The sequence below is a fragment of the Pseudomonas sp. FSL W7-0098 genome, assembly GCF_005930585.1.
Lineage (GTDB): Bacteria > Pseudomonadota > Gammaproteobacteria > Pseudomonadales > Pseudomonadaceae > Aquipseudomonas > Aquipseudomonas bubulae.
On sequence record NZ_RXHW01000017.1, the window covers coordinates 25336 to 50720 of the forward strand.

At 59.0% G+C, this 25385-nt stretch carries 24 protein-coding genes and 1 pseudogene; 21 read left to right on the top strand and 4 right to left on the bottom strand.

The window, feature by feature from the left end:
- Window positions 1-55 precede the first annotated feature (55 nt).
- Window positions 56-3319, bottom strand: a complete 3264-nt coding sequence (gene rne / locus FHL07_RS22980) for a ribonuclease E (protein WP_138738947.1) — start codon at window positions 3317-3319, stop codon at window positions 56-58.
- Window positions 3320-4039: 720 nt separating this feature from the next.
- Between rne and rluC the strand changes: the two genes are divergently transcribed.
- The 3 genes from rluC to FHL07_RS23000 are packed head-to-tail and all read left to right on the top strand — an operon-like array spanning window position 4040 to window position 6664.
- Window positions 4040-5002 carry a 23S rRNA pseudouridine(955/2504/2580) synthase RluC gene (gene rluC / locus FHL07_RS22990; RefSeq protein ID WP_095003150.1) on the top strand — a complete coding sequence of 321 codons (963 nt, stop codon included), beginning with the start codon at window positions 4040-4042 and terminating at the stop codon, window positions 5000-5002.
- Complete coding sequence (locus tag FHL07_RS22995) at window positions 4989-5654, top strand: HAD-IA family hydrolase (RefSeq protein ID WP_095003151.1); 666 nt, start codon at window positions 4989-4991, stop codon at window positions 5652-5654. Before rluC ends, FHL07_RS22995 begins: the two co-directional genes overlap by 14 nt.
- A 20-nt stretch (window positions 5655-5674) precedes the next feature.
- Window positions 5675-6664 carry a S49 family peptidase gene (locus FHL07_RS23000; RefSeq protein WP_095003152.1) on the top strand — a complete coding sequence of 330 codons (990 nt, stop codon included), beginning with the start codon at window positions 5675-5677 and terminating at the stop codon, window positions 6662-6664.
- A gap of 142 nt (window positions 6665-6806) precedes the next feature.
- On the opposite strand, the gene FHL07_RS23005 is transcribed toward FHL07_RS23000, so the two are convergent.
- A complete protein-coding gene (locus FHL07_RS23005; RefSeq protein WP_095019640.1) occupies window positions 6807-7385 on the bottom strand; it encodes a Maf family protein in 579 nt (192 codons plus the stop codon).
- A 105-nt stretch (window positions 7386-7490) separates the two neighbouring features.
- Here FHL07_RS23005 and FHL07_RS23010 point away from each other — a divergent pair, with 105 nt between their 5' ends.
- The 16 genes from FHL07_RS23010 (at window position 7491) to FHL07_RS23085 (ending at window position 20734) form a co-directional block, all read left to right on the top strand.
- Window positions 7491-8018, top strand: coding sequence for a YceD family protein (locus FHL07_RS23010; RefSeq protein WP_016779948.1), 528 nt, complete (start codon window positions 7491-7493; stop codon window positions 8016-8018).
- A gap of 13 nt (window positions 8019-8031) precedes the next feature.
- Window positions 8032-8214 carry a 50S ribosomal protein L32 gene (gene rpmF / locus FHL07_RS23015; protein WP_003442519.1) on the top strand — a complete coding sequence of 61 codons (183 nt, stop codon included), beginning with the start codon at window positions 8032-8034 and terminating at the stop codon, window positions 8212-8214.
- A gap of 4 nt (window positions 8215-8218) precedes the next feature.
- A complete protein-coding gene (gene plsX, locus FHL07_RS23020) occupies window positions 8219-9229 on the top strand; it encodes a phosphate acyltransferase PlsX (protein ID WP_095003155.1) in 1011 nt (336 codons plus the stop codon).
- Between the two features lie 126 nt (window positions 9230-9355).
- Window positions 9356-10294 (top strand): ACP S-malonyltransferase, encoded by a 939-nt coding sequence (fabD, locus tag FHL07_RS23025; protein ID WP_095019641.1) that lies wholly within the window; start codon window positions 9356-9358, stop codon window positions 10292-10294.
- Window positions 10295-10310: 16 nt separating this feature from the next.
- The gene (gene fabG / locus FHL07_RS23030; protein ID WP_016779951.1) at window positions 10311-11054 is read left to right on the top strand and encodes a 3-oxoacyl-ACP reductase FabG; all 744 of its coding nucleotides are present in this window, start codon (window positions 10311-10313) and stop codon (window positions 11052-11054) included.
- A 191-nt stretch (window positions 11055-11245) separates the two neighbouring features.
- Window positions 11246-11482: an acyl carrier protein gene (gene acpP / locus FHL07_RS23035; protein ID WP_016779952.1), complete on the top strand. Its 237-nt coding sequence runs from the start codon at window positions 11246-11248 to the stop codon at window positions 11480-11482.
- Window positions 11483-11593: 111 nt separating this feature from the next.
- On the top strand, window positions 11594-12838 hold the full coding sequence (gene fabF / locus FHL07_RS23040; RefSeq protein WP_029611296.1) for a beta-ketoacyl-ACP synthase II: 1245 nt from the start codon (window positions 11594-11596) through the stop codon (window positions 12836-12838).
- Window positions 12838-13656, top strand: coding sequence for an aminodeoxychorismate lyase (pabC, locus tag FHL07_RS23045; RefSeq protein WP_138738948.1), 819 nt, complete (start codon window positions 12838-12840; stop codon window positions 13654-13656). Before fabF ends, pabC begins: the two co-directional genes overlap by 1 nt.
- A gap of 3 nt (window positions 13657-13659) precedes the next feature.
- Window positions 13660-14754 (top strand): endolytic transglycosylase MltG, encoded by a 1095-nt coding sequence (mltG, locus tag FHL07_RS23050; protein ID WP_095024456.1) that lies wholly within the window; start codon window positions 13660-13662, stop codon window positions 14752-14754.
- A 12-nt stretch (window positions 14755-14766) separates the two neighbouring features.
- The gene (gene tmk, locus FHL07_RS23055; RefSeq protein ID WP_095024457.1) at window positions 14767-15399 is read left to right on the top strand and encodes a dTMP kinase; all 633 of its coding nucleotides are present in this window, start codon (window positions 14767-14769) and stop codon (window positions 15397-15399) included.
- Window positions 15392-16378 carry a DNA polymerase III subunit delta' gene (locus FHL07_RS23060; RefSeq protein WP_138738949.1) on the top strand — a complete coding sequence of 329 codons (987 nt, stop codon included), beginning with the start codon at window positions 15392-15394 and terminating at the stop codon, window positions 16376-16378. Before tmk ends, FHL07_RS23060 begins: the two co-directional genes overlap by 8 nt.
- A 33-nt stretch (window positions 16379-16411) precedes the next feature.
- Window positions 16412-17194 (top strand): TatD family hydrolase, encoded by a 783-nt coding sequence (locus tag FHL07_RS23065; RefSeq protein ID WP_095039428.1) that lies wholly within the window; start codon window positions 16412-16414, stop codon window positions 17192-17194.
- Between the two features lie 446 nt (window positions 17195-17640).
- On the top strand, window positions 17641-18282 hold the full coding sequence (locus FHL07_RS23070) for a TetR/AcrR family transcriptional regulator (RefSeq protein WP_019827947.1): 642 nt from the start codon (window positions 17641-17643) through the stop codon (window positions 18280-18282).
- Window positions 18283-18407: 125 nt separating this feature from the next.
- The gene (locus FHL07_RS23075) at window positions 18408-19376 is read left to right on the top strand and encodes a GTP 3',8-cyclase MoaA (protein ID WP_138738950.1); all 969 of its coding nucleotides are present in this window, start codon (window positions 18408-18410) and stop codon (window positions 19374-19376) included.
- A 173-nt stretch (window positions 19377-19549) separates the two neighbouring features.
- Complete coding sequence (locus FHL07_RS23080) at window positions 19550-20155, top strand: DUF4823 domain-containing protein (protein WP_095019647.1); 606 nt, start codon at window positions 19550-19552, stop codon at window positions 20153-20155.
- A gap of 15 nt (window positions 20156-20170) precedes the next feature.
- Window positions 20171-20734, top strand: a complete 564-nt coding sequence (locus FHL07_RS23085) for a DUF1285 domain-containing protein (RefSeq protein WP_095003164.1) — start codon at window positions 20171-20173, stop codon at window positions 20732-20734.
- Between the two features lie 46 nt (window positions 20735-20780).
- On the opposite strand, the gene FHL07_RS23090 is transcribed toward FHL07_RS23085, so the two are convergent.
- Complete coding sequence (locus tag FHL07_RS23090; protein WP_095003165.1) at window positions 20781-21845, bottom strand: NAD(P)-dependent alcohol dehydrogenase; 1065 nt, start codon at window positions 21843-21845, stop codon at window positions 20781-20783.
- A 179-nt stretch (window positions 21846-22024) separates the two neighbouring features.
- On the opposite strand from FHL07_RS23090, the gene FHL07_RS23095 reads away from it, so the two are divergent.
- On the top strand, window positions 22025-22918 hold the full coding sequence (locus FHL07_RS23095; protein WP_138738951.1) for an AraC family transcriptional regulator: 894 nt from the start codon (window positions 22025-22027) through the stop codon (window positions 22916-22918).
- A 155-nt stretch (window positions 22919-23073) separates the two neighbouring features.
- Here the strand turns inward: FHL07_RS23095 and FHL07_RS23100 are convergent, their stop codons facing one another.
- The gene (locus tag FHL07_RS23100; RefSeq protein ID WP_095019830.1) at window positions 23074-24738 is read right to left on the bottom strand and encodes an electron transfer flavoprotein-ubiquinone oxidoreductase; all 1665 of its coding nucleotides are present in this window, start codon (window positions 24736-24738) and stop codon (window positions 23074-23076) included.
- Window positions 24739-25284: 546 nt separating this feature from the next.
- Between FHL07_RS23100 and FHL07_RS23105 the strand changes: the two are divergent.
- Window positions 25285-25385: pseudogene (locus tag FHL07_RS23105) on the top strand (electron transfer flavoprotein subunit beta/FixA family protein); the annotation flags it as partial.

Here is a 25385-nt window from a genome sequence, read left to right on the forward strand (position 1 = left end):
ATAAAAAAAGCCCCGCCAGTTCAGAACTGGCGGGGCTTTTTAATGGCCTTTGGAATTAGGCGAGGGGTTTATCCTCGTGTGCCTTTTCCTGGGCTACGCCTTCATGCGCAGTTGCCTGAGCGGCCGCTGCAGCAGCTGCCTCTTCACGCTTGCGACGACGTACTTCACGCGGGTCGTTAGGTGCGCGACCGTTGCTTGGGGCGCTGACAACCGGAGTTGCTGCAACCACTACCTCAACCACTTCAGTTGTCACAACAGTCTCAACGGGGGCCGGCTCTACGGCTACTATCGTTTCGACCGCGGCTTCAACGGTTACCACTTCAGGTGCGGCAACAGGCTCTGCTACGGCTTCAGTAACGGCAGGCTCTGCTACTGGCGCGCGCACAACGCGGGCTTCGCGGGCATGCGGTGCTTTTTCGATAACCGGAGTTTCGACCGCTGGTGCTTCCACCACGGCTTCAACCACTGGCTCTGGAGTCGCTGCAACCGGCTGGGCAACGGCCTGGACTTCAGGCTGTGCTTCTTGAGCTGGTGCAACTTCAACTTCAGGCGCCTTGACGGCTTCGATCGGCGTCACTGCTTCTACTGTTGGCGCTTCTGCTACCGGTGCTTCTACTACTGGAGTTTCAACAACAGGCGTTTCAGTGGTCGGTGCCTGGGCAGCGACTGCTTCTACTTTGGTTGCTGCTTCGCCAGCGGTTTCAACAGCTGGGGCCTGGGCCGCAGGTGTTTCGACAGCCACAATTTCCTTGTCAGCTTCAACGACGGCCACGGTTTCAACCGGGGCCGATTCCTGGGCCACTTCTGTTGCGCGTTCTGCCTGCTGGTGCGCCTGGGCTTCAGCAGGAGCGCTGACGACCTGGCTGGCAACGGTTTCAGTCACGGCCACGACGGCTGCTTCAGAGGTGGTTGCAGGAGCGTTCTGGCTGTTGCCTTCTTCGCTGTTCTCTTCCGAGCCTTCAATCACGTTGCCGTTGGCGTCACGCTGACGCTCGCGGCGGTTGCTGCGACGACGCTGGCCACGGGAGCGACGACGTGGACGATCGCCTTCGGCGTTGTCCTGGGTCTCGTCCTGGGACTGCTCTTCACCGTTCAGCACTTCTTCGTCTTCAGCGGCAGCTACAACCTGCTCTTCGCGTGGCGCACGTTCTTCGCGAGGTGCGCGCGGCTGGCGCTCTTCACGCGGCTGACGGGCTGGGCGCTCTTCAGCTACAGCAGTGGTAGCGGCCACAGCGGCTACGGCTGGTGCTGCATCCAGAGGCTCGCGCAGTTCACGTACGCGCTCTTCGCGTTCGCCACGCGGCTTGCGGTCTTCACGTGGTGCACGCGGCGCACGTTCTTCGCGCGGTGGACGCGGTGCGCGCTCTTCGCGAGGGGCTTGAGCCACAACCGGAGTTTCTTCGCGAGGGCTGCGCTCTTCGCGTGGTTCGCGAGCGGCACGCTCTTCACGTGGAGCACGCTCTTCGCGCGGTTTACGTTCTTCGTCACGACGACCGTTGCGGTTACGGCTCTGCTGGCGACCGTTGCGACGTTCTTCGTTGCGTGCAGGGCGCTCAGGGGTTGCCGGCTTCTCAACTACGGTCGGTGCTGCAGGCTCTTCCTTGGAGGCAAACAGGCTTACCAGCGACTTGACCAGGCCCTTGAACAGGCTTGGCTCGGCGATGGTGGCCGCCGGTGCAGGAGCAGGTGCGGCAGCAGCAGCGGCTTCGGTCGGAACCGGTGCCGAGGTGCGTGGCGGTGCTGTTTTAACGGCGGCTTCCTGGCGAACCAGGGTGCGGGTGGCAGCAGCCGGTTGAACTTCTTCCACTTCAGCGGCAGCGGCAGCGATTTCATAGCTGGACTGGTTGGTGTGGGCTTCCGGGCTGTCATCACGCAGGCGCTGAACTTCGAAGTGCGGCGTTTCGAGGTGGTCGTTCGGCAGTATGACGATGCGGGCACGGGTACGCAGTTCGATCTTGGTGATCGAGTTGCGTTTTTCGTTGAGCAGGAACGCTGCAACCGGGATTGGCACCTGGGCGCGGACTTCGGCAGTGCGGTCCTTCAGGGCTTCTTCTTCGATCAGGCGCAGGATCGCCAGCGACAGCGATTCAACATCACGGATGATGCCGGTGCCGTTGCAGCGCGGGCAAACGATGCCGCTGCTTTCACCCAGGGATGGGCGCAGACGCTGACGGGACATTTCCAGCAGGCCGAAGCGCGAGATACGACCCACTTGTACGCGGGCGCGGTCGGCTTCCAGGCATTCGCGGACTTTTTCTTCCACGGCGCGCTGGTTTTTGGCCGGGGTCATGTCGATGAAGTCGATGACGATCAGGCCGCCGATGTCGCGCAGGCGCAACTGGCGGGCGATTTCTTCCGCCGCTTCAAGGTTGGTTTGCAGTGCGGTTTCTTCGATATCGCTGCCTTTGGTGGCGCGGGCCGAGTTGATGTCGATGGACACCAGGGCTTCGGTCGGGTCGATAACGATGGAGCCGCCGGAAGGCAGTTCAACGACGCGCTGGAAAGCGGTCTCGATCTGGCTTTCGATCTGGAAACGGTTGAACAGCGGAACGCTGTCTTCGTAGAGTTTGATTTTGCTGGCGTACTGCGGCATCACCTGGCGGATAAAGGTCAGGGCTTCGTCCTGGGCTTCAACGCTGTCGATCAGCACTTCGCCGATGTCCTGGCGCAGGTAGTCGCGGATGGCGCGGATGATCACGTTGCTTTCCTGGTAGATCAGGAAGGGTGCGGCGCGATCCAGCGAGGCTTCTTTGATGGCGGTCCACAGTTGCAGCAGGTAATCGAGGTCCCACTGCATTTCTTCACTGCTGCGGCCAAGGCCGGCAGTGCGAACGATCAGGCCCATGTCGGCAGGAGCGATCAGGCCGTTCAGCGCTTCACGCAGTTCGTTGCGCTCTTCACCTTCGATGCGGCGGGAGATACCGCCTGCACGCGGGTTGTTTGGCATCAGGACCAGGTAGCGGCCGGCGAGGCTGATAAACGTGGTCAGGGCTGCGCCCTTGTTGCCGCGTTCTTCTTTTTCGACCTGCACGATGACTTCCTGGCCTTCGCTCAGGACGTCCTTGATGTTGACGCGGCCTTCAGGGGCTTTCTTGAAGTACTCGCGGGAGATTTCTTTGAGGGGCAGGAAGCCGTGGCGCTCGGAGCCGAAATCGACAAAGGCAGCCTCAAGGCTTGGTTCGATGCGAGTAATACGGCCTTTATAGATGTTGGCTTTCTTCTGCTCGCGAGCACCCGACTCGATGTCCAGGTCGTAGAGGCGTTGGCCATCTACCAGTGCAACGCGCAACTCTTCAGGTTGAGTTGCGTTAATCAGCATTCTTTTCATGTTGTACCGTCGGTTTCCGGGCTACCGGAAACGGCGTTCGGCACACACGACTTCTCATGGTCGGTGTCAGGTGCGTCAGGAGTTGTTGGCCACTCCTGTGTACAGCGAGGTTCGACCCTTGGGGGCGAAGTCGCGACTTACGCTTCCTGCTTGCTGTGGTGCTAATGCACCTCTTAAGCAAAAGTCTGGTCAGGAGGAGGAATCAACCGGCGGCTGTGGACGAGATGAAGCGTCTTGATAAAGCCTATTGCTACACAGTCCGGCGGTTGTGCATCTCCACCCTACACGTATCCCTGATAATTCGGGTGCTGCCGCGCGCAGAATCCGCAGCGGGTTGGCATTTACCGTGTTCTCCAAAGGGGAGTTCACGCATCATGGCTAATAAAGGCGTTGTTTCCGAAGCATTCGCTCGAAATTCCCGAGGCTGACTGCACTTTGTGAACTGGCCGTGAATATCGGCGTAAAAGGCGAGTTTGCACTCTGCTTTCCAGGCTCGCTTCAGGCCTCATGTCACCTGCGCTTGTTACAACTCCAGGTCTTGCGTATCCAGCAAAAGCCCCGTAGGACGGCCTCGCGTCCTGATCAAGAGCGTTGGTCAGGGCCGGTTGTTCACCGTTAATCCTCTGTCCAGGCCGCTTTTGGCGGCGTTCGCGACTATAGCAGCAATGATTAAGTGCTTCAATTCCATAAAAAATTGTTATCATTCACGGCATGACGACGACTACCCCCCCGACCCCCAGCGTCCAGCTGCTTGAGGTCTCGCCGGAATATGCCGGCCAACGCATCGACAACTTCCTTCTTGCTCGGCTCAAGGGTGTTCCCAAGACCTTGATTTACCGCATTTTGCGTAAAGGCGAAGTGCGTGTGAACAAGGGCCGGATCAAGCCCGAGTACAAGCTGCAGGCCGGCGATATCGTGCGCGTGCCGCCGGTTCGCGTGCCTGAGCGCGACGAGCCGGTGCCTGTGGCTCAGGGTTTGTTGCTGCGCCTTGAAGCGGCCATTGTCTATGAAGACAAGGCCCTGATTATATTGAACAAGCCAGCAGGCATCGCCGTGCACGGCGGCAGCGGCCTGACCTTTGGCGTGATTGAAGCCTTTCGTCAGATGCGCCCGGACGTTAAGGAGCTGGAGCTGGTGCATCGCCTGGACCGTGACACGTCCGGCCTGCTGATGATTGCCAAAAAACGCAGCATGCTGCGTCACCTGCACGAAGCCCTGCGCGGCGACGGTATCGACAAGCGTTATATGGCTCTGGTGCGTGGCAACTGGGCGGCGTCCATCAAGCAGGTGCGTGCGCCGCTGATGAAGAGCAACTTGCGTTCGGGTGAGCGCATGGTTGAAGTCAACGAAGACGAAGGCAAAGAGTCGGTCACTGTGTTCAAGGTGCTGCGCCGCTTTGGTGATTTTGCAACCATGGTCGAAGCGCGACCGATTACCGGGCGTACTCACCAGATCCGTGTGCATACCCTGCATGCCGGGCATTGCATTGCCGGCGACAGCAAGTACGGTGATGAGGGGTTCTCCAAGGAAATCCGCGACCTGGGCGGCAAGCGCCTGTTTCTGCATGCCTACATGCTGACCGTGCCGATGCCCGATGGGACTGAAATGAAATTCCAGGCCCCGGTCGATGAAATGTGGGCCAAAACCGTGGAGCGTCTGAGTGCCCCTTACTGAGTACAAGCTGCTCATTTTTGACTGGGATGGCACGCTGGCTGATTCCATTGGTCGGATTGTCACGGCGATGCAGGGTGCGGCGCAACGTGCGGGGCGTCCGGTACGTGATGCGCAGGCGGTCAAGGGGATTATCGGTCTGGGGTTGCCTGAGGCGATCCTGACCCTTTACCCCGACATGCCCCCGGAGCAGGTGATTGCCTTCCGCCAGCACTATGCCGATATTTATATCGCCATGGATGCCGAGCCTTCGCCGTTGTTTGCGGGAGTCCGGGAATCGCTGGAAGCATTCCGTGCCCAGGGCTATCGTCTGGCGGTGGCCACGGGCAAGGCCCGTCGTGGCCTTGATCGTGTGCTCAAGGCCCACGGCTGGGAGGATTTCTTCGATATCACCCGTGCTGCAGACGAGACCGCCAGCAAGCCTGATCCGTTGATGCTCAATCAGATCCTGGCTCATTGCGATGTGTGTCCGCAGCAGGCGTTGATGGTGGGTGATGCGTCCTTTGATTTGCTGATGGCGCGCAATGCGGGTATCGACTCGGTTGCGGTAGGCTATGGTGCTCAATCGATGGAGCGCTTGCTGACGTTCGAGCCCCGGTTGGCAATTGACAGTTTTCCCGAGTTGCGTGCCTGGCTTGATCGCCAGGCTAATTAAGATCTTTGCTGGGGTAGTGCATGGTCGATCAATGGAAGGCGCCCTCTGCGGCTGAAAACACTGTCGGTGGTGACAAAAGCTGGCAGTTGCTGGAAAAAACCCTGTTGGCGGGCATTCAGGAGCAGCGCCGCTCGCGGCGCTGGGGCATTTTCTTCAAGGTGTTGATGTTCTGCTACCTGATTGCGGTGTTGTTGCTGTTTACCCCGTTGGTGAGTATGGAGCGCAGCGCTGTCGGCGGTTCCAGCTACACCGCGCTGATCGATGTGCGTGGTCCGATTGCCGATAAGGAGCCGGCCAGTGCCGACAATCTGGTCACCAGCCTGCAGGCTGCGTTTGACGATCCGCGGGTCAAGGGGGTGGTGCTGCGCATCAACAGCCCGGGCGGCAGTCCTGTGCAGTCGGGTTATGTCTACGATGAAATCCGTCGCCTGCGTGGGCTGCATCCCGATACCAAGGTGTATGCGGTGATTTCCGATCTGGGGGCATCCGGGGCTTATTACATTGCCAGTGCTGCTGATGAGATCTACGCCGACAAGGCCAGTCTCGTCGGGTCGATTGGCGTGACGGCGGCAGGCTTCGGTTTCGTCGGTGCGATGGACAAGCTGGGTATTCAGCGTCGTGCTTACACGTCGGGCGACCACAAGGCGTTCCTGGATCCGTTTGAGCCGGAAAAGCCGGATGAGACCAAGTTCTGGCAGGGTGTGTTGAATGTGACGCACCAGCAGTTCATTGACAGCGTCAAGCAGGGGCGTGGCGATCGCCTGAAAGACAAGGAGCACCCGGAGCTGTTCTCGGGCCTGGTCTGGACGGGGCAGCAGGCGCTGCCGCTGGGGTTGATTGACGGGCTGGGCAATACCAGTTCGGTTGCCCGTGACGTGATCGGCGCCAAGGAGCTGGTGGACTTCACGGTGCAGGAATCGGCTTTCGACCGCTTCTCGAAAAAGCTCGGTGCCAGCGTGGCTGAGCAATTGGCCATGTGGATGGGCTTTCAGGGGCCGACGCTGCGCTGATTGTTGAGTGCTTCAAACAAGCCGGCCTGAAAGAGGGCCGGTTTTTTTATGGCTGGCAAAAAGTTTAGAGGCTCTATGTCGCGTAGCAGCTGCCGAACGCAGCCTTCGTTCCTCGGCAGCTGCTACAGATTGCCCGGCTTATTCATGGCAGGTGTATGCCCTCGGCAAGCAGCATGTCCACCAGTCGGATCAGTGGCAGGCCGACCAGGCTGGTGGCGTCATCGCCTTCGGTGCGCTGAAACAGGCTCACGCCAAGCCCTTCGGCTTTAAAGCTGCCTGCGCAGTCGTAGGGCTGCTCGGCGCGCAGATAACGCTCGATCTGCTCTGCGCTCAGGCTGCGCATGTGTACGGTAAACGGCACGCAATCGGTCTGATAATGGCCGGTCTGGCTGTTGAGCAGGGTCAGGCCGGTCAGGAAGCTGACGCTGGCACCGCTTGCCGTGGTCAATTGCTGGTGCGCTTTTTCGTAAGTGTGGGGTTTGCCGATGATCCGTCCGTCGAGTACGGCAACCTGGTCCGAGCCGATAATCAGATGATTCGGATGGCTGGCAGCCAGCGCGCGGGCTTTTTCCAGTGACAGGCGCTTGACCAGTTCGATGGCGGTCTCGCCTTGATGATGGCCTTCGTCGATATCCGGCGAGCTGCACGTGAAGGGCAGACGCAGGCGAGACAATAAATCGCGGCGATAAACCGAGCTTGAAGCGAGTAATAAAGGTAGCATGCGCGACTCCTGTAGGCAGTTGACGATTCTAATGCTCGTACGCAATGTCGCACAGACACAATTTCCTTTGACACGTGAAGGGGTCCTCCCTAGAATGCTGCGCCTATGTTGAATGACCCGATTCCACCTCACGTTGACCCGCGCAAATTGGCTGATCGTGGCACTACCCTTCAAGGTGAAGTGTTGCTGGCTGATTTGGAGAGACTCTGCGATCCGCTTTCCGACGATGTCGGTACGGTCCAGGCTAAATTTGTTTTTGAGCGCGACGAACGTAGATCTGTGGTAATACACAGCTCCATCGACGTCGAGGTCAAGATGGTTTGCCAGCGTTGTCTTGAGCTGGTCACCCTGCCGATCCACAGCGAATGCAGTTACGCCGTGGTGAAAGAGGGTGCGAATACCCAGTCGTTACCGAAAGGTTATGACGTGCTGGAACTGGGCGAAGATCCATTGGATCTGCATGCACTGATCGAGGAGGAGCTTTTGCTCGCCTTGCCCATTGTGCCTGCTCATCATCCGGAAGAATGCCAGCAGCCGGCGGGTCTCGATGAGCCCGAACCAGGCGAGGACGAGGTAACGCGGTCCAACCCGTTCAGTGTATTGGCGCAGTTAAAGCGTGACCCAAACGTTTAGGAGTTAATCAATTATGGCTGTTCAGCAGAACAAAAAATCCCGCTCTGCCCGTGACATGCGTCGTTCGCACGATGCTCTTTCGGCTAGCACTCTGTCTGTAGAAAAAACCACCGGTGAAATTCACCTGCGTCACCACGTATCGCCAGAAGGCGTATACCGTGGTCGTAAAGTGATCGACAAGGGCGCTGACGAGTAATCACTTGTCCGCTCAGGTCATCGCGATCGACGCAATGGGCGGGGACTTCGGTCCCCGCAGCATTGTTCAGGCCTGTATTGCCTGCCTGTCTGCTACTCCCTCGCTGCATCTGACCCTCGTTGGTCAACCTTCCCTACTTGAATCCCTGATCGCTGGCCATTCGGCTGTGGATCGCTCGCGCCTGTCTATTGTCCCGGCTTCAGAAGTCATTGCCATGAATGAGCGGCCTTCCCATGCCCTGCGCAGCAAGCCGGACTCGTCCATGCGCGTTGCTCTGGAGTTGCTCCGTGATGGCAAGGTGCAAGCTTGTGTCAGTTCCGGTAACACGGGGGCGCTGATGGCCTTGTCCCGGCATGTGCTCAAGACCTTGCCGGGCATCGACCGTCCAGCGATGGTGGCGGCAGTTCCGACCCAGACCGGCTACTGTCAGTTGCTGGATCTGGGGGCGAATGTCGATTGCACGGCCAGTCAGTTGTTCCAGTTTGCGGTGATGGGCTCGGTGGCGGCGCAGGCGCTTGGTGTGCCTCGTCCGCGGGTCGCCTTGCTCAATATCGGTACCGAGGACGTCAAGGGCAATCAGCAGGTCAAGGAGGCGGCGGCATTGTTGCAGGCGGCGCCGGGGTTGCACTACATCGGTTTTGTCGAAGGCGACGGGGTGTATCGGGGCGAAGCTGATGTGGTGGTGTGTGACGGGTTTGTCGGCAACATCATGCTCAAGTCCAGCGAAGGCCTGGCAACGATGATTTCGAGCCGGCTTGAGGCGGTGTTCAGGCGCAACCTGTTCAGTCGCTTCGTGGGCGTGCTGGCATTGCCGTTGATGCGGCGCTTGCAGGCGGATCTGGCGCCGGCGCGGCATAATGGTGCGAGCTTTCTCGGCTTGCAGGGCATTGTGGTCAAGAGTCACGGTTCGGCAGGTGCTCAGGGCTTTCAAAGTGCAATTGAACGTGCGCTGATTGAAATCCATGAAGACCTGCCAAAGCGTTTGTATGGGCGCCTTGAAGGGTTGTTGCCGTAGGCGTTTTAGCGGTCGGGCGCTTAAATGTGACCGCCCGGTCCAATCAGCCATCCAACTGTCAGTTTCTTGCGTCCGCCACGGCAGGACGTCAATTCTCCGACGACAAGATCATTAGGGGCTTGTTACATGTCTACATCCCTCGCATTCGTCTTTCCAGGGCAGGGTTCGCAGTCCCTCGGCATGTTGGCCGAGCTGGGCGCGGCACATCCGCTGGTCCTGGAAACATTTAAAGAAGCGTCTGACGCCCTGGGTTACGACCTGTGGGCGCTGACCCAGGAAGGTCCTGCCGAGAAGCTGAACCAGACTGATATCACCCAGCCTGCCATCCTTGCGGCCTCGATTGCCCTTTGGCGTCTGTGGCTGGCTGAAGGCGGCAAGCGTCCTGACTTCGTTGCCGGCCACAGCCTGGGCGAGTACAGCGCGCTGGTGGCCGCCGAATGCCTGACCCTGGCCGAGGCGGTCAAGCTGGTCGAGCGTCGTGGTCAGTTGATGCAAGAGGCCGTACCGGCCGGGCAGGGCGCCATGGCGGCGATCCTGGGTCTGGAAGATGCCGATGTACTGGCTGCCTGTGCTGAAGCTGCGCAAGGCGAAGTGGTCAGCGCGGTCAACTTCAACTCGCCGGGTCAGGTCGTGATTGCCGGGGCCAAGGCCGCTGTCGAGCGCGCCATGGAACTGTGCAAGGCCAAGGGCGCCAAGCGTGCCTTGCCGTTGCCGGTAAGCGTACCGTCGCACTGCGAACTGATGCGTCCAGCTGCCGAGCGTTTTGCCGAGTCCATTGAAGCGATCGACTGGAAAATGCCGGCCATTGCCCTGGTGCAGAATGTCAGCGCCGCGGTGGCAGCCGATTTGCCAACCCTCAAGCGCGATTTGCTTGAGCAGCTGTACAAGCCTGTGCGCTGGGTTGAATCGGTTCAGGCCCTGGCGGCCGATGGCCCGGTTGACCTGGTCGAATGCGGGCCGGGCAAGGTCCTGGTGGGCATCAGCAAGCGCTGTGCCGAAGGCGTTACCACTCACAATTTGAATACCCCGGATGCCTTCGCCGCTGCGCGCTTGGCTCTGGTCTGAATCAGGAGAAGCCTGCATGAGCTTGCAAGGTAAAGTTGCACTGGTAACAGGCGCAAGCCGTGGCATTGGCCAGGCTATCGCGTTGGAGTTGGGTCGTCAGGGCGCCATTGTCATTGGTACGGCGACTTCCGCATCCGGTGCCGAGCGCATCGCTGCCACCCTGAAAGAAAACGGTGTTCAGGGCACTGGCATGGAACTCAACGTGACCAGCAATGAATCGGTTGCTGCGGTACTGGCGAGCATTCAGGAGCAGTTCGGCGCGCCGGCGATCCTGGTCAATAATGCCGGTATCACCCGTGATAACCTGATGATGCGCATGAAAGATGACGAATGGCATGATGTCATCGACACCAACCTGAACAGTCTGTATCGCCTGTCCAAAGGTGTTTTGCGCGGCATGACCAAGGCCCGTTGGGGACGAATTATCAATATTGGCTCTGTTGTGGGTGCCATGGGCAACGCTGGCCAAGTAAACTACGCCGCCGCCAAGGCAGGCCTTGAAGGTTTCGGTCGTGCTCTGGCACGTGAAGTGGGCTCTCGCTCGATCACTGTCAACTCGGTCGCTCCAGGTTTTATCGACACCGATATGACCCGTGAGCTGCCAGAAGCACAGCGCGAAGCCTTGCAGACGCAGATTCCGCTGGGCCGTCTGGGCCAGGCTCAAGAGATCGCAAACGTGGTCGCTTTCCTGGCATCCGACGGTGCAGCCTACGTGACCGGGGCTACAATTCCGGTCAACGGCGGGATGTACATGAGTTAAATGTGACGGATTGCTTCAAAAAAATGTCATACGAGCTGTCTAAAATCCGTTATAAAGCTGCAATCTTTTTATAGGTGGCCGGTTGTTGCGGGGTGAGTGCAAAGCTTTCAGTTGAAAAACCGAAAAGGCTTTCGATACACTTGCCCACTGGCCAGCTGCCTGAATTTGTCCATTAGGAGTGAAAACAAGGTATGAGCACCATCGAAGAGCGCGTCAAGAAAATCGTTGCCGAGCAACTGGGCGTTAAAGAAGAAGAAGTGACCAATGCCGCTTCCTTCGTTGAAGACCTGGGTGCCGACTCCCTTGACACCGTTGAGCTTGTGATGGCTCTGGAAGAGGAATTCGAGACTGAGATTCCTGACGAAGAAGCTGAAAAGATCACTACTGTACAAGCAGCAATCGACTACGTTACTAGCCACCAGGCGTAATAGTTTGTAATCGTTGCTCGCTGTCATGGAAAAACCGCACTGCCGCTCTGGCGTGCGGTTTTTTCTTTAGGTGTGATGCAAAGTGTCGTCAATAGAATAAAGGAGAGTGCTGTGTCGCGTAGACGCGTCGTAGTCACCGGTATGGGGATGTTGTCGCCACTGGGTGCGGATGTTCCGAGCACCTGGCAAGGCATTCTGGCAGGCCGTAGTGGCATTGGTCTGATCGAACACACGGATCTTTCTGCCTATTCCACCCGTTTTGGCGGCTCGGTACAGGGCTTTAACGTTGAGGACTACCTCTCCGTCAAAGAAGCCCGAAAACTTGACCTGTTTATTCAATACGGTCTGGCAGCCGGGTTTCAGGCTGTGCGCAATTCCGGCCTGGAAGTTACCGACGCCAATCGTGAGCGCATCGGTGTGGCAATGGGTTCGGGTATTGGCGGTCTGACCAATATCGAAGAAACCAGCCGTACCCTGCACGAGCAAGGCCCGCGACGGATTTCTCCGTTTTTTGTGCCGGGCTCGATCATCAACATGATTTCCGGCTTTCTGTCTATCCACCTGGGTACACAGGGGCCTAACTACGCCATCGCCACAGCCTGTACCACCGGTACGCACTGTATTGGCATGGCGGCGCGCAACATTGCCTACGGCGAAGCCGATGTGATGATTGCAGGTGGCGCAGAAATGGCTGCTTGCGGTCTGGGCATGGGCGGCTTTGGTGCTTCCCGTGCGCTGTCGACCCGCAACGACGACCCGACCCGGGCCAGCCGTCCGTGGGACAAGGGCCGTGACGGTTTTGTGCTGTCCGACGGTGCCGGCGCGCTGGTGCTCGAAGAGCTCGAGCATGCCAAGGCGCGTGGCGCGACCATCTACGCCGAGCTGATCGGTTTTGGTATGAGCGGTGACGCTTTCCACATGACCTCGCCTCCGGCTGACGGTGCGGGTGCGGCACGCTGCATCACCAATGCCTTGCGTGATGCCCGGGTCAACCCTGATCAGGTGCAGTACATCAACGCCCACGGCACCTCGACGCCTGCCGGTGACCTGGCAGAAGTTTCGGCGATCAAGTCGGTGTTCGGCGATCACGCCTACAACCTGGCCGTGAGTTCGACCAAGTCCATGACCGGTCACCTGTTGGGTGCCGCCGGTGCAGTCGAGGCGATTTTCAGCGTACTGGCCATCAACAGCCAGATTGCGCCGCCGACCATCAACCTCGACGAGCCTGATGAAGGCTGCGACCTGGATTTCGTGCCGCACACGCCGCGCGAAATGCCGATCGATGTGGTGCTGTCCAACTCGTTCGGTTTTGGTGGCACCAACGGCTCGCTGGTGTTCCGCCGGTACGCCGAGTAATGCAAAGCTGGGTCGACGGTCAACCGGCGAGCGCCCTGGCGTCGCTTAAAGACCGTGGGCTGGCCTATGGCGATGGACTGTTCGAGACCATCGCCGTCAAGGCTGGCACGCCGTTGCTGCTGGAGCTGCACCTGCAGCGCCTGGCGCAAGGGTGTTCCCGGCTGGCGATTGTTGCGGATCAATCACTGATCCGCAGCGAATTGCTGGCTTACGCCCGCGCGATGGGCGAGGGCGTCCTCAAGCTCATCCTGACCCGCGGCGACAGCCGGCGCGGTTATGGTATATCCCCCGGGGCCATGCCTCGAAGAATTCTGCAAGCCAGCCCGGCGGCTGCCTGGCCTGAAGCGCACGCGCTGCAGGGTGTCCGGCTGTTCGACTGTGCCACCCGTCTGGCCGAGCAACCGCTATTGGCCGGGCTCAAACACCTCAATCGACTCGAACAGGTCATTGCGCGCTCCGAATGGCAAGACCCGGCCTGTGCCGAGGGCTTGATGCGCGATACCTCGGGGCGGGTGATTGAAGGTGTGTTCAGCAATCTGTTTATTGTGCGTGACGGCGTTTTGCTGACTGCCGACCTGCGCCGCTGCGGTGTGGCTGGCGTGATGCGGGCTGCACTGCTGGCCGAGGCCGGGCGCCTGGGCATCCCTTGCCATGTTACCGATATCAGCCTTGCGCAGTTGCAACAGGCCGATGAACTCTTTCTCTGCAACAGCGTATATGGCATTTGGCCGGTGCGCGCTTTTGCAGACCTTAGCTGGCCGGTGGGGCCGCTGACCCGTAAACTGCAAGGTATTGCTCGCACCTTACTGGATGTCTGATTCGTGAAACGTAAAATCTTGGTGCTGCTGGAGACAGGTCTGGTGCTGGCGGGCTTGCTGCTGGGCGTCAGTGCCTGGAAGCTCAACTCGGCGCTCGACCAGCCGCTGAACCTGACGCAAGAGCAATTGCTCGATGTCCCGGCCGGCGCCACGCCGACCGGCACCTTCAATCGACTGGAAGCTGACGGTAACCTGCAAGACGCATTCTGGCTGCGTCTTTACTGGCGCTTTAACCTTGAAGGCCAGCCTTTGCACAGCGGCGAATATCGCATGACTCCGGGCATGACCGCCCAGGAGTTGATCGGTGTGTGGCAGCGTGGTGAGGTGGTGCAATACAGCCTGACCCTGGTTGAAGGCTGGAACTTTCGCCAGGTGCGTAGCGCCCTGGCCAAACACGAAAAAATCGAACAGACCCTCGACGGCCTGAGCGACAGCGAAGTCATGGCCAAACTCGGGCACGAAGGGGTATTCCCGGAAGGGCGGTTTTTCCCTGATACCTACCGTTTTGTGCGTGGCATGACCGATGCCCAGTTGCTGGAAAAGGCCTACGACCGTCTGGATAAAGTGCTGGCCCAGGAATGGGAACAGCGTGACCCGGGCGTACCCTATACAACGCCATACCAGGCGCTGATCATGGCTTCCCTGGTGGAAAAAGAAACCGGTGTGCCACAAGAGCGTGGGCAAATTGCCGGAGTATTTGTGCGTCGGATGAAAATCGGCATGCCACTGCAAACCGATCCTACGGTGATCTACGGTCTGGGTGAGCGATACAACGGCAAACTGACCCGCGCCCATTTGCGCGAGCCTACGCCGTACAACACCTACACCATTCCCGGTCTGCCGCCGACACCGATTGCCATGGTCGGGCGTGAGGCCATTTATGCCGCACTGCACCCGGCGGATGGCACCAGCCTGTACTTTGTGGCCAAGGGCGATGGCAGCCACACGTTTTCCGATGACCTGGATGCGCACAACTCTGCTGTGCGTGAATTCCAGATCAAACGTCGGGCCGATTATCGTTCGAGCCCTGCGCCGACCCCCGCTGCTGAACCGGCAAGCGCCCCGGTCGAGCCGCAAAGTCCGAAAGACACTGATTAAGGATTGCCGCCTGTGACTGGCTTGTTTATTACCCTGGAAGGCCCCGAAGGCGCGGGCAAAAGTACCAATCGCGAGTACCTGGCAGAGCGTTTGCGCGCCGCAGGCATCGACGTGGTGCTGACCCGCGAACCCGGCGGCACGCCGCTGGCTGAGCGCATCCGCGAGCTGCTGCTTACGCCCAGCGACGACGCCATGTGTGCCGACACCGAGCTGCTGCTGGTATTCGCCGCCCGCGCCCAGCATCTGGCCGAAGTGATTCGTCCGGCACTGGCCCGTGGCGCGGTGGTGCTGTGTGATCGCTTTACCGATGCTACCTATGCCTATCAGGGCGGCGGCCGGGGCTTGTCCCATGAGCGCATCGCCACCCTGGAGACCTTTGTTCAGGGGGCTCTGCGCCCGGATCTGACCCTGGTGTTCGATCTGCCCATCGAAGTCGGCATGGCCCGTGCCAGTGCCCGCGGTCGCCTCGACCGCTTTGAGCAGGAAGGCCGCACCTTCTTTGACGCCGTGCGCAGTACCTACCTTGAACGTGCCAGGCTTGAGCCCGGGCGCTACCGCCTGATCGATGCCGCACAAACCCTGGAGCAGGTGCAGGGCCAGCTCGACGCCCTGTTGCCGCAATTGCTGGGCATGCACCGTGGCTGAGGCTTATCCGTGGCAAGACGGCCTGTGGCAGCAGATGGCCGGGCGCGCGCAGCACGCTCATGCCTACCTGCTGCACGGCCCGGCGGGCATCGGTAAGCGGGCGCTGGCCGAGCGGCTGATGGCCAGCCTGCTGTGCAAACAGCCGGTCGGGCTTGAGGCTTGCGGTACGTGCAAGTCCTGTTCGTTGCTGGCGGCGGGCAGTCACCCCGACAACTACATTCTTGAGCCTGAAGAGGCTGGCAAGGCGATCAAGGTTGACCAGGTGCGTGATCTGGTCAGTTTTGTGGTGCAGACCGCCCAGTTGGGCGGGCGCAAGGTGGTGCTGGTCGAGCCGGTGGAGGCGATGAACATCAACGCCGCCAACGCCTTGCTCAAAAGCCTTGAAGAGCCCTCGGGCAACACTGTCTTGCTGTTGGTCAGTCATCAGTCCAGCCGGTTGCTGCCGACCATTCGCAGCCGCTGTGTGCAGCAGGCCTGCCCGTTGCCAAGTGAAGCGCTGAGCCTTGAATGGCTGGCCCATGCGCTGCCCGATATCCCTGAGGCCGAGCGGGTCGAATTACTGACTCTGGCAGCCGGTTCCCCCCTGGTGGCCGTCAAGCTGCAGGCCCAGGGTGTGCGCGAGCAGCGTGCGGCGGTGGTTGAGGGGGTTAAAAAACTGCTCAAGCGCGAGTTGTCGGCCAGTCAGTTGGCTGAAAGCTGGAAAGCCATCCCGCTGCTGTTGCTCTTTGACTGGTTTTGCGACTGGTCGAACCTGATCCTGCGCTATCAACTGACTCAGGACGAGGACGGTCTCGGGCTGGAGGACATGCGCAAAGTGCTGCAGTACCTGGCGCAGAAGACTGCGCAGGACAAAGTCCTGACTATTCAGGACTGGATTCTTGCCCAGCGCCAGAAGGTCTTGAGCAAGGCCAACCTCAACCGTGATCTGTTGCTTGAAGCGTTGCTGGTGCAGTGGGCAGGCCTGCCCGGCCAGCGCTGATCTGACTGAATTGATAAACAGGTAATTTTTTGTATGCTGGTTGACTCCCATTGCCATCTCGATCGTCTTGATCTGAGCGCCCATGACGGCTCGCTGGATGCCGCCCTTGAGGCTGCGCGCCAACGTGGTGTCGGGCATTTTCTATGCATTGGCGTAAGCGCCGACAACGCGGCCGATGTCAAAGCCCTGACTGAGCGCTATGCCGATGTGGACTGCTCGGTGGGCGTCCACCCGCTGGACGTACAACCCGGTGCCGCACCGGCGCTTGACTGGCTGTTGGGCGAGTTGAATCACCCACGGGTGGTGGCCATTGGTGAAACTGGCCTGGACTACCACTACGAGCCTGAAGCAGCCGATTTGCAGCAACTGTCGTTCAGGGTTCACCTGGAGGCGGCACAACAGACCGGCAAGCCGGTGGTGATCCACACCCGCGGTGCCCGCGCCGATACCCTGGACATGTTGCGTGAGGCAGCGTTGCCGCAGGCCGGTGTGCTGCATTGCTTTACCGAAGACTGGGACATGGCCAGGGCGGCGCTGGACATGGGTTACTACATCTCGCTGTCGGGGATTGTGACTTTTCGCAATGCTGATGCCCTGCGCGATGTGGCCCGTCAGGTGCCTGCCGACCGGCTGCTGGTGGAGACCGACTCGCCTTACCTCGCCCCGATCCCCCATCGTGGCAAGCCAAACCTGCCGCAATACGTGCGTGAAGTGGCTGAGTTTTTGGCGATGTTGCGCGGTGAGTCCTACGAACGCTTTGCAGAGCAAACCACCGAAAACTTCAAGCGCCTGTTCCCGCTGGCACGGGTCAGATGATTGCGTGGCTTTGAGGGGGCGGGCTTGCTCGCGATGGGATCGCTGCGGTGTGTCTGCTAAACCGAGTTGCCTGTGTCGCGAGCAAGCCCGTTCCTACAGGTTTGGCGTTTAACTGAACAGCAGGCAAAAAAAACCCGGGCTCTGGGGAATCCGGGTTAAGACCATTAGGAGTAAAACAAAGGCACACATTCCATTGCGGCCAATATCGGCGCAGCACTTTGGGGGGGATGTCACGCCGACATGATAAGTATTGGTCAGCTTTGTCGAACGTCCAGCCGTAGCTGATCGTTTTTTAAACAGATTTGGAATACCCCAGCTTCGCTTGAGTGCTCATCTAATCGTGGGTAAATCGTTTGGACCCATCGATATGCAGGATGATCCGTGCAATTTAGCGTGACTAATGCATAATACTCCGCTTCGATTTTGACCCGAACAGACCTTTTCTTATGCACAAAGAACCCCGTAAGGTCCGTGAGTTTCGTCGCCGTGAGCAAGAAATTCTCGATACCGCGCTCAAGCTGTTCCTCGACCTGGGTGAAGACAGTGTCACCGTCGAGATGATCGCTGATGCCGTGGGTATCGGCAAAGGCACGATCTACAAGCACTTCAAGTCCAAGGCCGAAATCTACCTGCGCCTGATGCTCGATTACGAGCGCGATTTGAACGAGCTGCTGCATTCCGCCGATGTGGATAAAGACAAGGAGGCGCTGTCCCGTGCCTACTTTGAGTTCCGCATGCGCGACCCGCAGCGCTACCGATTGTTTGATCGCCTTGAAGAGAAGGTGGTCAAGGGCAATCAGGTGCCTGAACTGGTCGAAGAGCTGCACAAGATCCGCGCTTCCAACTTTGAGCGCCTGACCCTGCTGATCAAGGGCCGCATCAGCGAAGGCAAGCTCGAAGACGTGCCGCCTTACTTCCATTATTGCGCGGCCTGGGCCCTGGTGCATGGTGCGGTGGCGCTGTATCACTCGCCGTTCTGGAGCAATGTGCTGGAAGATCAGGAGGGCTTTTTCCAGTTCCTGATGGACATCGGCGTGCGCATGGGCAACAAGCGCAAGCGTGACACCGACACCCCGGCAGTCGAGTAACCACAGCCTGTATTTGCCTTCATGGCTTATGGCCTTGAGGCTTATACTCAGGCTTGGGTCTTGCCAAAACCTGATTTATGAGTCAGGTTTTGCAGTGACCCATTTCCCCCGCGCCGGAGTCATTCATGATCGTTGATCGCCAAGGCAGACGTTTTCGCAATTTGCGGATCAGCCTGACTTCAGCCTGCAACTATGCCTGCACTTACTGTGTGCCCAACGGTAAACGGCTGGTGGCGGCACAGGATGAGCTGTCGGCCGAAGCCATGGTGCGCGGCGTGGCCTATCTGATCGAAGCTGCAGGCATCGAGCGCTTGCGCATCACCGGCGGTGAGCCGCTGATCAGCCCCAAGCTCGACACCTTTATGCGTGATGTCGGCCGGCTCGGCCTGGGTGATATCAGCCTGACTACAAATGGCCAATTGCTTGCGCGCAAACTGCCGTTGCTGCTGGACGCGGGCATCGCTCGCATCAACGTCTCCCTCGATACCCTTGACCCAGAAGCATTCCGCCGCATTGCCCGGGGCGGAGACCTGGCAACGGTGCTCGATGGCATGCAACAGGCGCGTGAGGCCGGGATCAAAATCAAGGTCAATATGGTGCCGCTGCGCGGGCAGAACCTGGATCAGGTCATACCGCTGCTGGAGTACTGCCTTGAGCGTGGTTACGAGCTGCGTTTTATCGAGCTTATGCGCATGGGGCACCTGGCCAGTGATGGCAATGCTTTCCTGCAGCAGTTCGTCAGCCTGCAGCAGTTGTTGGCGCTGATTGGCGAGCATCATGAATACCTGCAGGCTGATGCGCCCATCGACGCCACGGCGGTGCGTTACCAGATTCCCGGGCACGGGTATTTCGGCGTGATTGCCAACGAAAGCGTGCCGTTTTGCCGGACCTGCTCGCGGTTGCGGTTGTCGTCCACGGGGTGGCTGCATGGTTGCCTGTCATCGAGCAATCGCCACTATGTGGGTGATCTGCTGAACAAGCCGCGCCACGAGGCATTGCCAGCGCTGCAAGGTTTATTGATGAAAGCCCTGGGCGACAAACAGGACGTGGCTTTCTCGGGCGGCGCTACGGTGATGAAAATCATCGGCGGCTAACAATCTGTGTGGGAGCGTGCTTGCCTGCGATGCTGGCAAACCGGTCTTGCTGATACTCCGAGTTGATGCCAAAGCGGGTAAGCCCGCTCCCACAGGGGAGGAGGGTGTTGGCGCGTAATCTGCATCTCGGGGCTATTCGCCGGTTTTTTGTCATCGGCTTTCGGGAGAGCGGGATGCGTGGTCTGATTGTGTTGCTGGCTTTTTTGGCGCTGGGCGGCTGCATGAGCGTCAGTGATCTGGGCGAGGGCGCGCGCTATCAAATGAGCGACGCCGGTTTGCTCGATCACAGCAATACACGTCGCAGCAATTCGCTGCGCATTCAGCCTGATTCCTTTATTTATATCGCCCAGGGGCCTTTTGCACCGATCGGCGATCCGTATGTGCGGCCCAATATCGTTGCCGAAGAAGCTTTCAACGGTTTTGTCGAATACTTCCCCATGGTGCGCCGGGCCAAGGAGCCGGTGGGGCTCGATCAGGCCATGACCGAAGCGCGTAATTTTGGCGCCCACTACCTGTTGTACACCCGCTTTGCCCGGGCCGATGACCGCATCGGCAACAGCGACGAATGGCTCGATCAGGAAGAAATCAGCCGCCTGGGCATCGACAGTGGGGTGATTCAGGTGATGCTGATCGAAACCAGCACTCAGTACTTGATTGACACTGCCACCATTCGCAGCCGTGGCGGTTTGCTGACGTTCCATGACAACAAGCCCGCCGACCTGATCGGCCCGCCGCTCGCCAAGTACGCCCGCAGCTTGATAGGCTTGAGCGATCAATAAGTCGAGGAGAGCACCATGAGCGAGCCGGTAGACGTCAGCAATTTGCTGGCGCAAATCCCCAGGGCCGACAAGGGGCTGCCGCCCGTTCATTTGTGGGATACCGCCTTTTGCGGGGACATCGATATGCGTATCGCCCGTGATGGCACCTGGTATTACATGGGTACGCCGATCGGTCGCAAGCCAATGGTCAAATTGTTCTCGACCATCATTCGTCGCGATGGTGATGAATATTTTCTGATCACGCCGGTCGAAAAGGTCGGCATCAAAGTGGATGACGCGCCTTTTGTAGCGGTCGCTCTGGACGTGGAAGGGGCGGGGGAGCAGCAAGTGCTGCGCTTTACCACCAATGTCGATGAGTCGGTCAGCGCTGGCAGCGAGCACCCGCTGCGCTTCGTCATTAACCCCGAGACCCAGGAGCCTGCGCCTTACCTGCATGTACGGCGTAACCTTGAAGCGCTGATCCACCGCAATGTGTTCTATCAGTTGATAGAACTGGCGGTGGTTGCTGAAATCGATGGGCAAAACTGGCTGGGCGTGTGGAGCGCTGGCGAGTTTTTCCCGATAGGGCTTGAGCCCTAGGCCCAGTGATTGTGGGAGCGGGAAACCCGCTCCCACAAAGACGCATTTAGGCTTTCAGCGTTTTCATATCGATCACAAAGCGGTATTTCACATCGCCTTTCACCACGCGCTCAAAGGCTTCGTTGATGTTTTTGATGTCGAGCATTTCGATATCGCAGGTAATCCCGTGCTCGGCGCTGAAATCGAGCATTTCCTGGGTTTCGGCAATGCCGCCGATCAGCGAGCCGGCCAGTACGCGCCGCTTGAACACCAGGTTGAAGGCGTTCAGTGCCGGCTCAACCGGCTCGATCAGGCCCACCAGAATGTGTACGCCGTCAAAGGTCAGGGTTTCGAGGTACGGGTTCAGGTCGTGCGGCACCGGAATGGTGTCCAGCAGGAAGTCGAAGTGCCCGGCAGCGGCTTTCATCTGCTCGGCATCGGTGGACACGATCACATGGTCGGCGCCCTGGCGACGCGCTTCTTCAGCCTTGGCTTCGGAACGGGTGAACAGGGTCACTTCAGCGCCCAGAGCCTTGGCGAACTTGATGCCCATGTGGCCCAGGCCGCCCATACCCAGAATACCGACCTTGTCGCCCGCTTCCACGCCGTAGTGAACCAGAGGCGAGTAGGTGGTGATGCCGGCGCACAGCAGGGGTGCGGCGCTGGCCGGGTCGAGATTTTTCGGAATGCTCAGTACGAAGTGTTCGCTGACAACCATCTTGTCCGAGTAACCGCCCATGGTCAGGGTGCCGTCGATGCGGTCCGGGCTGGCGTAGGTTTGGGTCATGCCTTCCAGGCAGTATTGCTCCAGGTCTTCCTGGCAGGCCGAGCAGGTGCGGCACGAATCAACCATGCAGCCCACGCCGACCAGATCGCCGACCTTGTGTTTGGTAACTTTGTCGCCAACGGCGGTGACCTTGCCGATGATTTCATGGCCCGGCATCAGCGGGTAAGTCGCGAAGCCCCAGTCATTGCGCGCCTGGTGGATGTCGGAGTGACAGACACCGCAATACAGCACTTCGATCGAGACGTCGTCCGGTCGCGGTGCGCGACGGTTGAACGGCATGGGCGCCAGTGGGGCCTTGGCATTCTGGGCGGCATAACCGATAGCGTTATAAGTAACAGTGGACATGAGAACCTCGCGAAACGTTGACTGTGAACAGGGCGCAATTTTGCGCTTACATGTCTTTCAGGACTATGACGATTCCTCCGTCTGTCATGCCTAATACTCCGGATTGACGGGGTGGCTGCCATTTTATTGACCAATTCTGCGAAGATGCGGCTGTCTATTCCTCCTGCGAACCTTTCTCCATGCTTTTGACCCGTCACCGTGACGAGAACGCCACTCTGGTGTCTCTGATCGAACCGCTGGCGACACAAACCGGTTTTGTGTCGACCTTGTTGCCCGAAGTCCGGGTGGTTTCTGCCTGTCGGGTAGTAGCCCGAATGCCGCAGATTTATGAGCCTAGCCTAATGGTGATTGCTCAAGGCAGTAAGTTGGCCTATCTGGGCCAGCGCACCCTGGAATACGGTGCCGGACATTATCTGGTGCAGGCGCTGGCGGTGCCTTTTGAGTGTGAAACCTTCGCTTCGGAAGAAATGCCATTGCTGGGTGTTGCTATCAGCATCGACCGAGCGGTACTGGGCGAGTTGGTACTGGCCATGGGCCTGGCCCCTGACCGCAGTGCAGTTGCCCAAACTCCGGAGTCGATGACCTCGGCGGTGCTGGATGACGATATGCGCCAGGCGGTCGAGCGCCTGTTGCGTTGCCTGCACGACCCTCTGGAGTGCCGGATCATTGGGCAGGCGAGGTTGCGCGAGGTGCTGTTCGCGGCCTTGCGGGGGCCGCAGGCGGGTGTGTTGCGGGCTTTGGTTGAGCAGCAAGGGCAGTTTGCCCGGGTGGCGGCGTCATTGAGCTACTTGCATGAACACTTCGCACAGCCGCTGAATGTCGAGACATTGGCCCGTTGCGCGAATATGAGCGCGTCGACCTTTCATGAGCATTTCAAGCGCAGCACCTTGTTGTCGCCGGTGCAGTATCTCAAGCGGTTGCGGCTGTTGCGGGCGCAGCAGTTGCTATTGAGTGAGGGGCTGGGGGTGGCGCAGGTGGCGGAGCGGGTGGGCTATCAGAGTACGTCGCAGTTCAGTCGCGAGTACAAGCGCTACTTCGAACGCAGCCCCGGTCATGAAGGGGTGGGGTGCTAGCCAGCCGGTGTGACGGGCGTGGTGTGGGAGCGGGCTTGCTCGCGATGCGCACAGCGCAGTCTGTCAGGCAAACCTGGGCGATCCCATCGCGAGCAAGCCCGCTCCCACAAATCCGGGGGCAATAAAAAAGGCCCCCGAAGGAGCCTTTTTTAGACTTACATGTTCGGGTAAGTCGGCCCGCCGCCACCTTCCGGGGTTACCCAGGTGATGTTCTGTGACGGGTCCTTGATGTCACAGGTTTTGCAGTGCACGCAGTTTTGCGAGTTGATCTGGAAGCGCTTCTCGCCGCTTTCCTGGGTGATCACTTCGTACACACCCGCCGGGCAATAACGCTGAGCAGGCTCGTCGTAGAGCGGCAGGTTGACGCTGATCGGGATGCTCGCGTCGCGCAGCTTGAGATGGCAAGGCTGCTCTTCTTCGTGGTTGGTGCTGGAGATGAATACCGAGCTGAGCTTGTCGAAGCTGAGTTTGCCGTCCGGTTTCGGGTAGTCGATCTTTTTGCAGTCCTTGGCCTGTTTGAGGCAGGCGTAGTCAGGCTTGGTGTCGTGCAGGGTGAACGGCAGTTTGCCGCCGAAGATGTTCTGATCAAGCCAGTTGAAACCACCGCCCACGATAGGGCCGAACTTGTGCAGTGCCGGACCGAAGTTGCGGCTGGCGAACAGTTCGTCGAACAGCCAGCTGGCCTTGAAGGCCTCAACGTAGGTGTTCAGTGCATCACCGCCTTCGGAGTCGGCGAGCAACGAGTCAGCCACGGCCTCAGCTGCGAGCATGCCGGACTTCATCGCGGTGTGGCTGCCTTTGATCTTGGAGAAGTTCAGGGTGCCCAGATCGCAACCGATCAATGCGCCGCCGTTGAAGATCATTTTCGGCAGCGAGTTCAGGCCGCCTTTGCAGATGGCGCGAGCGCCATAGCTGATACGTTTGCCGCCTTCCAGGTACTGCTTGAGCACCGGGTGATGCTTGAGGCGCTGGAATTCGTCGAATGGCGACAGGAAGGTGTTGCTGTAGGACAGATCAACGATCAGGCCAACTACTACCTGGTTGTTTTCCAGGTGATACAGGAAAGAACCGCCGGTGTTTTCGCTGCTGATAATGTCCAGCGGCCAGCCTGCAGTGTGCACCACCAGGCCTGGCTGGTGTTTGGCCGGGTCGATTTCCCAGATTTCTTTCAGGCCGATACCGTAGTGTTGGGCATCTGCGTCGCTGTCGAGCTTGAAGCGCTCGATCAGTTGCTTGCCCAGGTGACCGCGGCAGCCTTCGGCGAACAGGGTGTACTTGCCACGCAGTTCCATGCCCGGGGTGTACAGGCCTTCCTTGGGGTTGCCTTCGCGGTCAACGCCCAGGTCGCCGGTGATGATCCCGCGAACCACATTGTTTTCGTCGAATAGCACTTCTTGAGCAGCGAAGCCCGGGTAGATTTCTACACCCAGGTTTTCGGCCTGCTGTGCCAGCCAGCGGCACAGGTTGCCCAGGGAGATGATGTAGTTGCCTTCGTTGTGCATGGTTTTCGGCACAAACAGGTCTGGCACCTTGGTCGCGGTGCTGTCGCTGCGCAGTACATAAATATCGTCGCGGGTAACGGGAGTGTTGAGCGGAGCGCCGAGCTCTTTCCAGTCCGGGAACAACTCGTTCAGGGCGCGAGGTTCAAAGACCGCACCGGACAGGATATGAGCACCGACTTCGGAGCCTTTTTCAACCACGCAGACGCTGATTTCTTTACCGGCTTCGGCGGCCTTCTGCTTCAGGCGGCAGGCGGCGGACAAACCGGCAGGGCCGGCGCCGACGATGACCACGTCGAATTCCATGTATTCGCGTTCCACAGGTTCTCTCCTACTCAAGGCTCAACGGTATTTTTCTAATTGGAGGTTTGGCGTTTCATCCATTATTCCCTCGACGCAGGCCAAGGACGCAATGGATGAGGCGCCGCTCTCTCTATGCGGTCGGGCATTATATCTACACCACTGGCAGGGTCCAATACAAACGTTTGTTTGAATTCACTGCAACCCAGACAAATCAAAGACGCGCGGCTTAAAACTGGCCCATTTGCTGTATTGACCGCAAATGGTGTTCCGGTCAAGATACGGTCGGTTTTGCGCTCGCCGTAGGCTGATTGTCGGTTTCAAGAGCACCTCTAAAGACAGGGCACAGGCATGAGCCAGTGGGAGCCTGCCATTTTTGCAGCGGAGTTTACACGTCCTTTTGGTGGATGACTTGTTAGTCACATCGGACAGACGGTCGCAGGGGCAGTCGCTGGTACCCGTCTATTAATAAGGCAACGATCTTTGGAGGTGCCCTTGTGCTGACGAGCATCAACCGCCAGGTTCGCCTAGGCGACTTTCTTTTCACCGGAGAGTAACGAGGAATCCATGAAGGTTCTTGTAGCTGTCAAACGAGTGGTCGATTACAACGTTAAAGTGCGCGTCAAAGCGGACAACTCCGGCGTTGACCTCGCCAACGTCAAGATGTC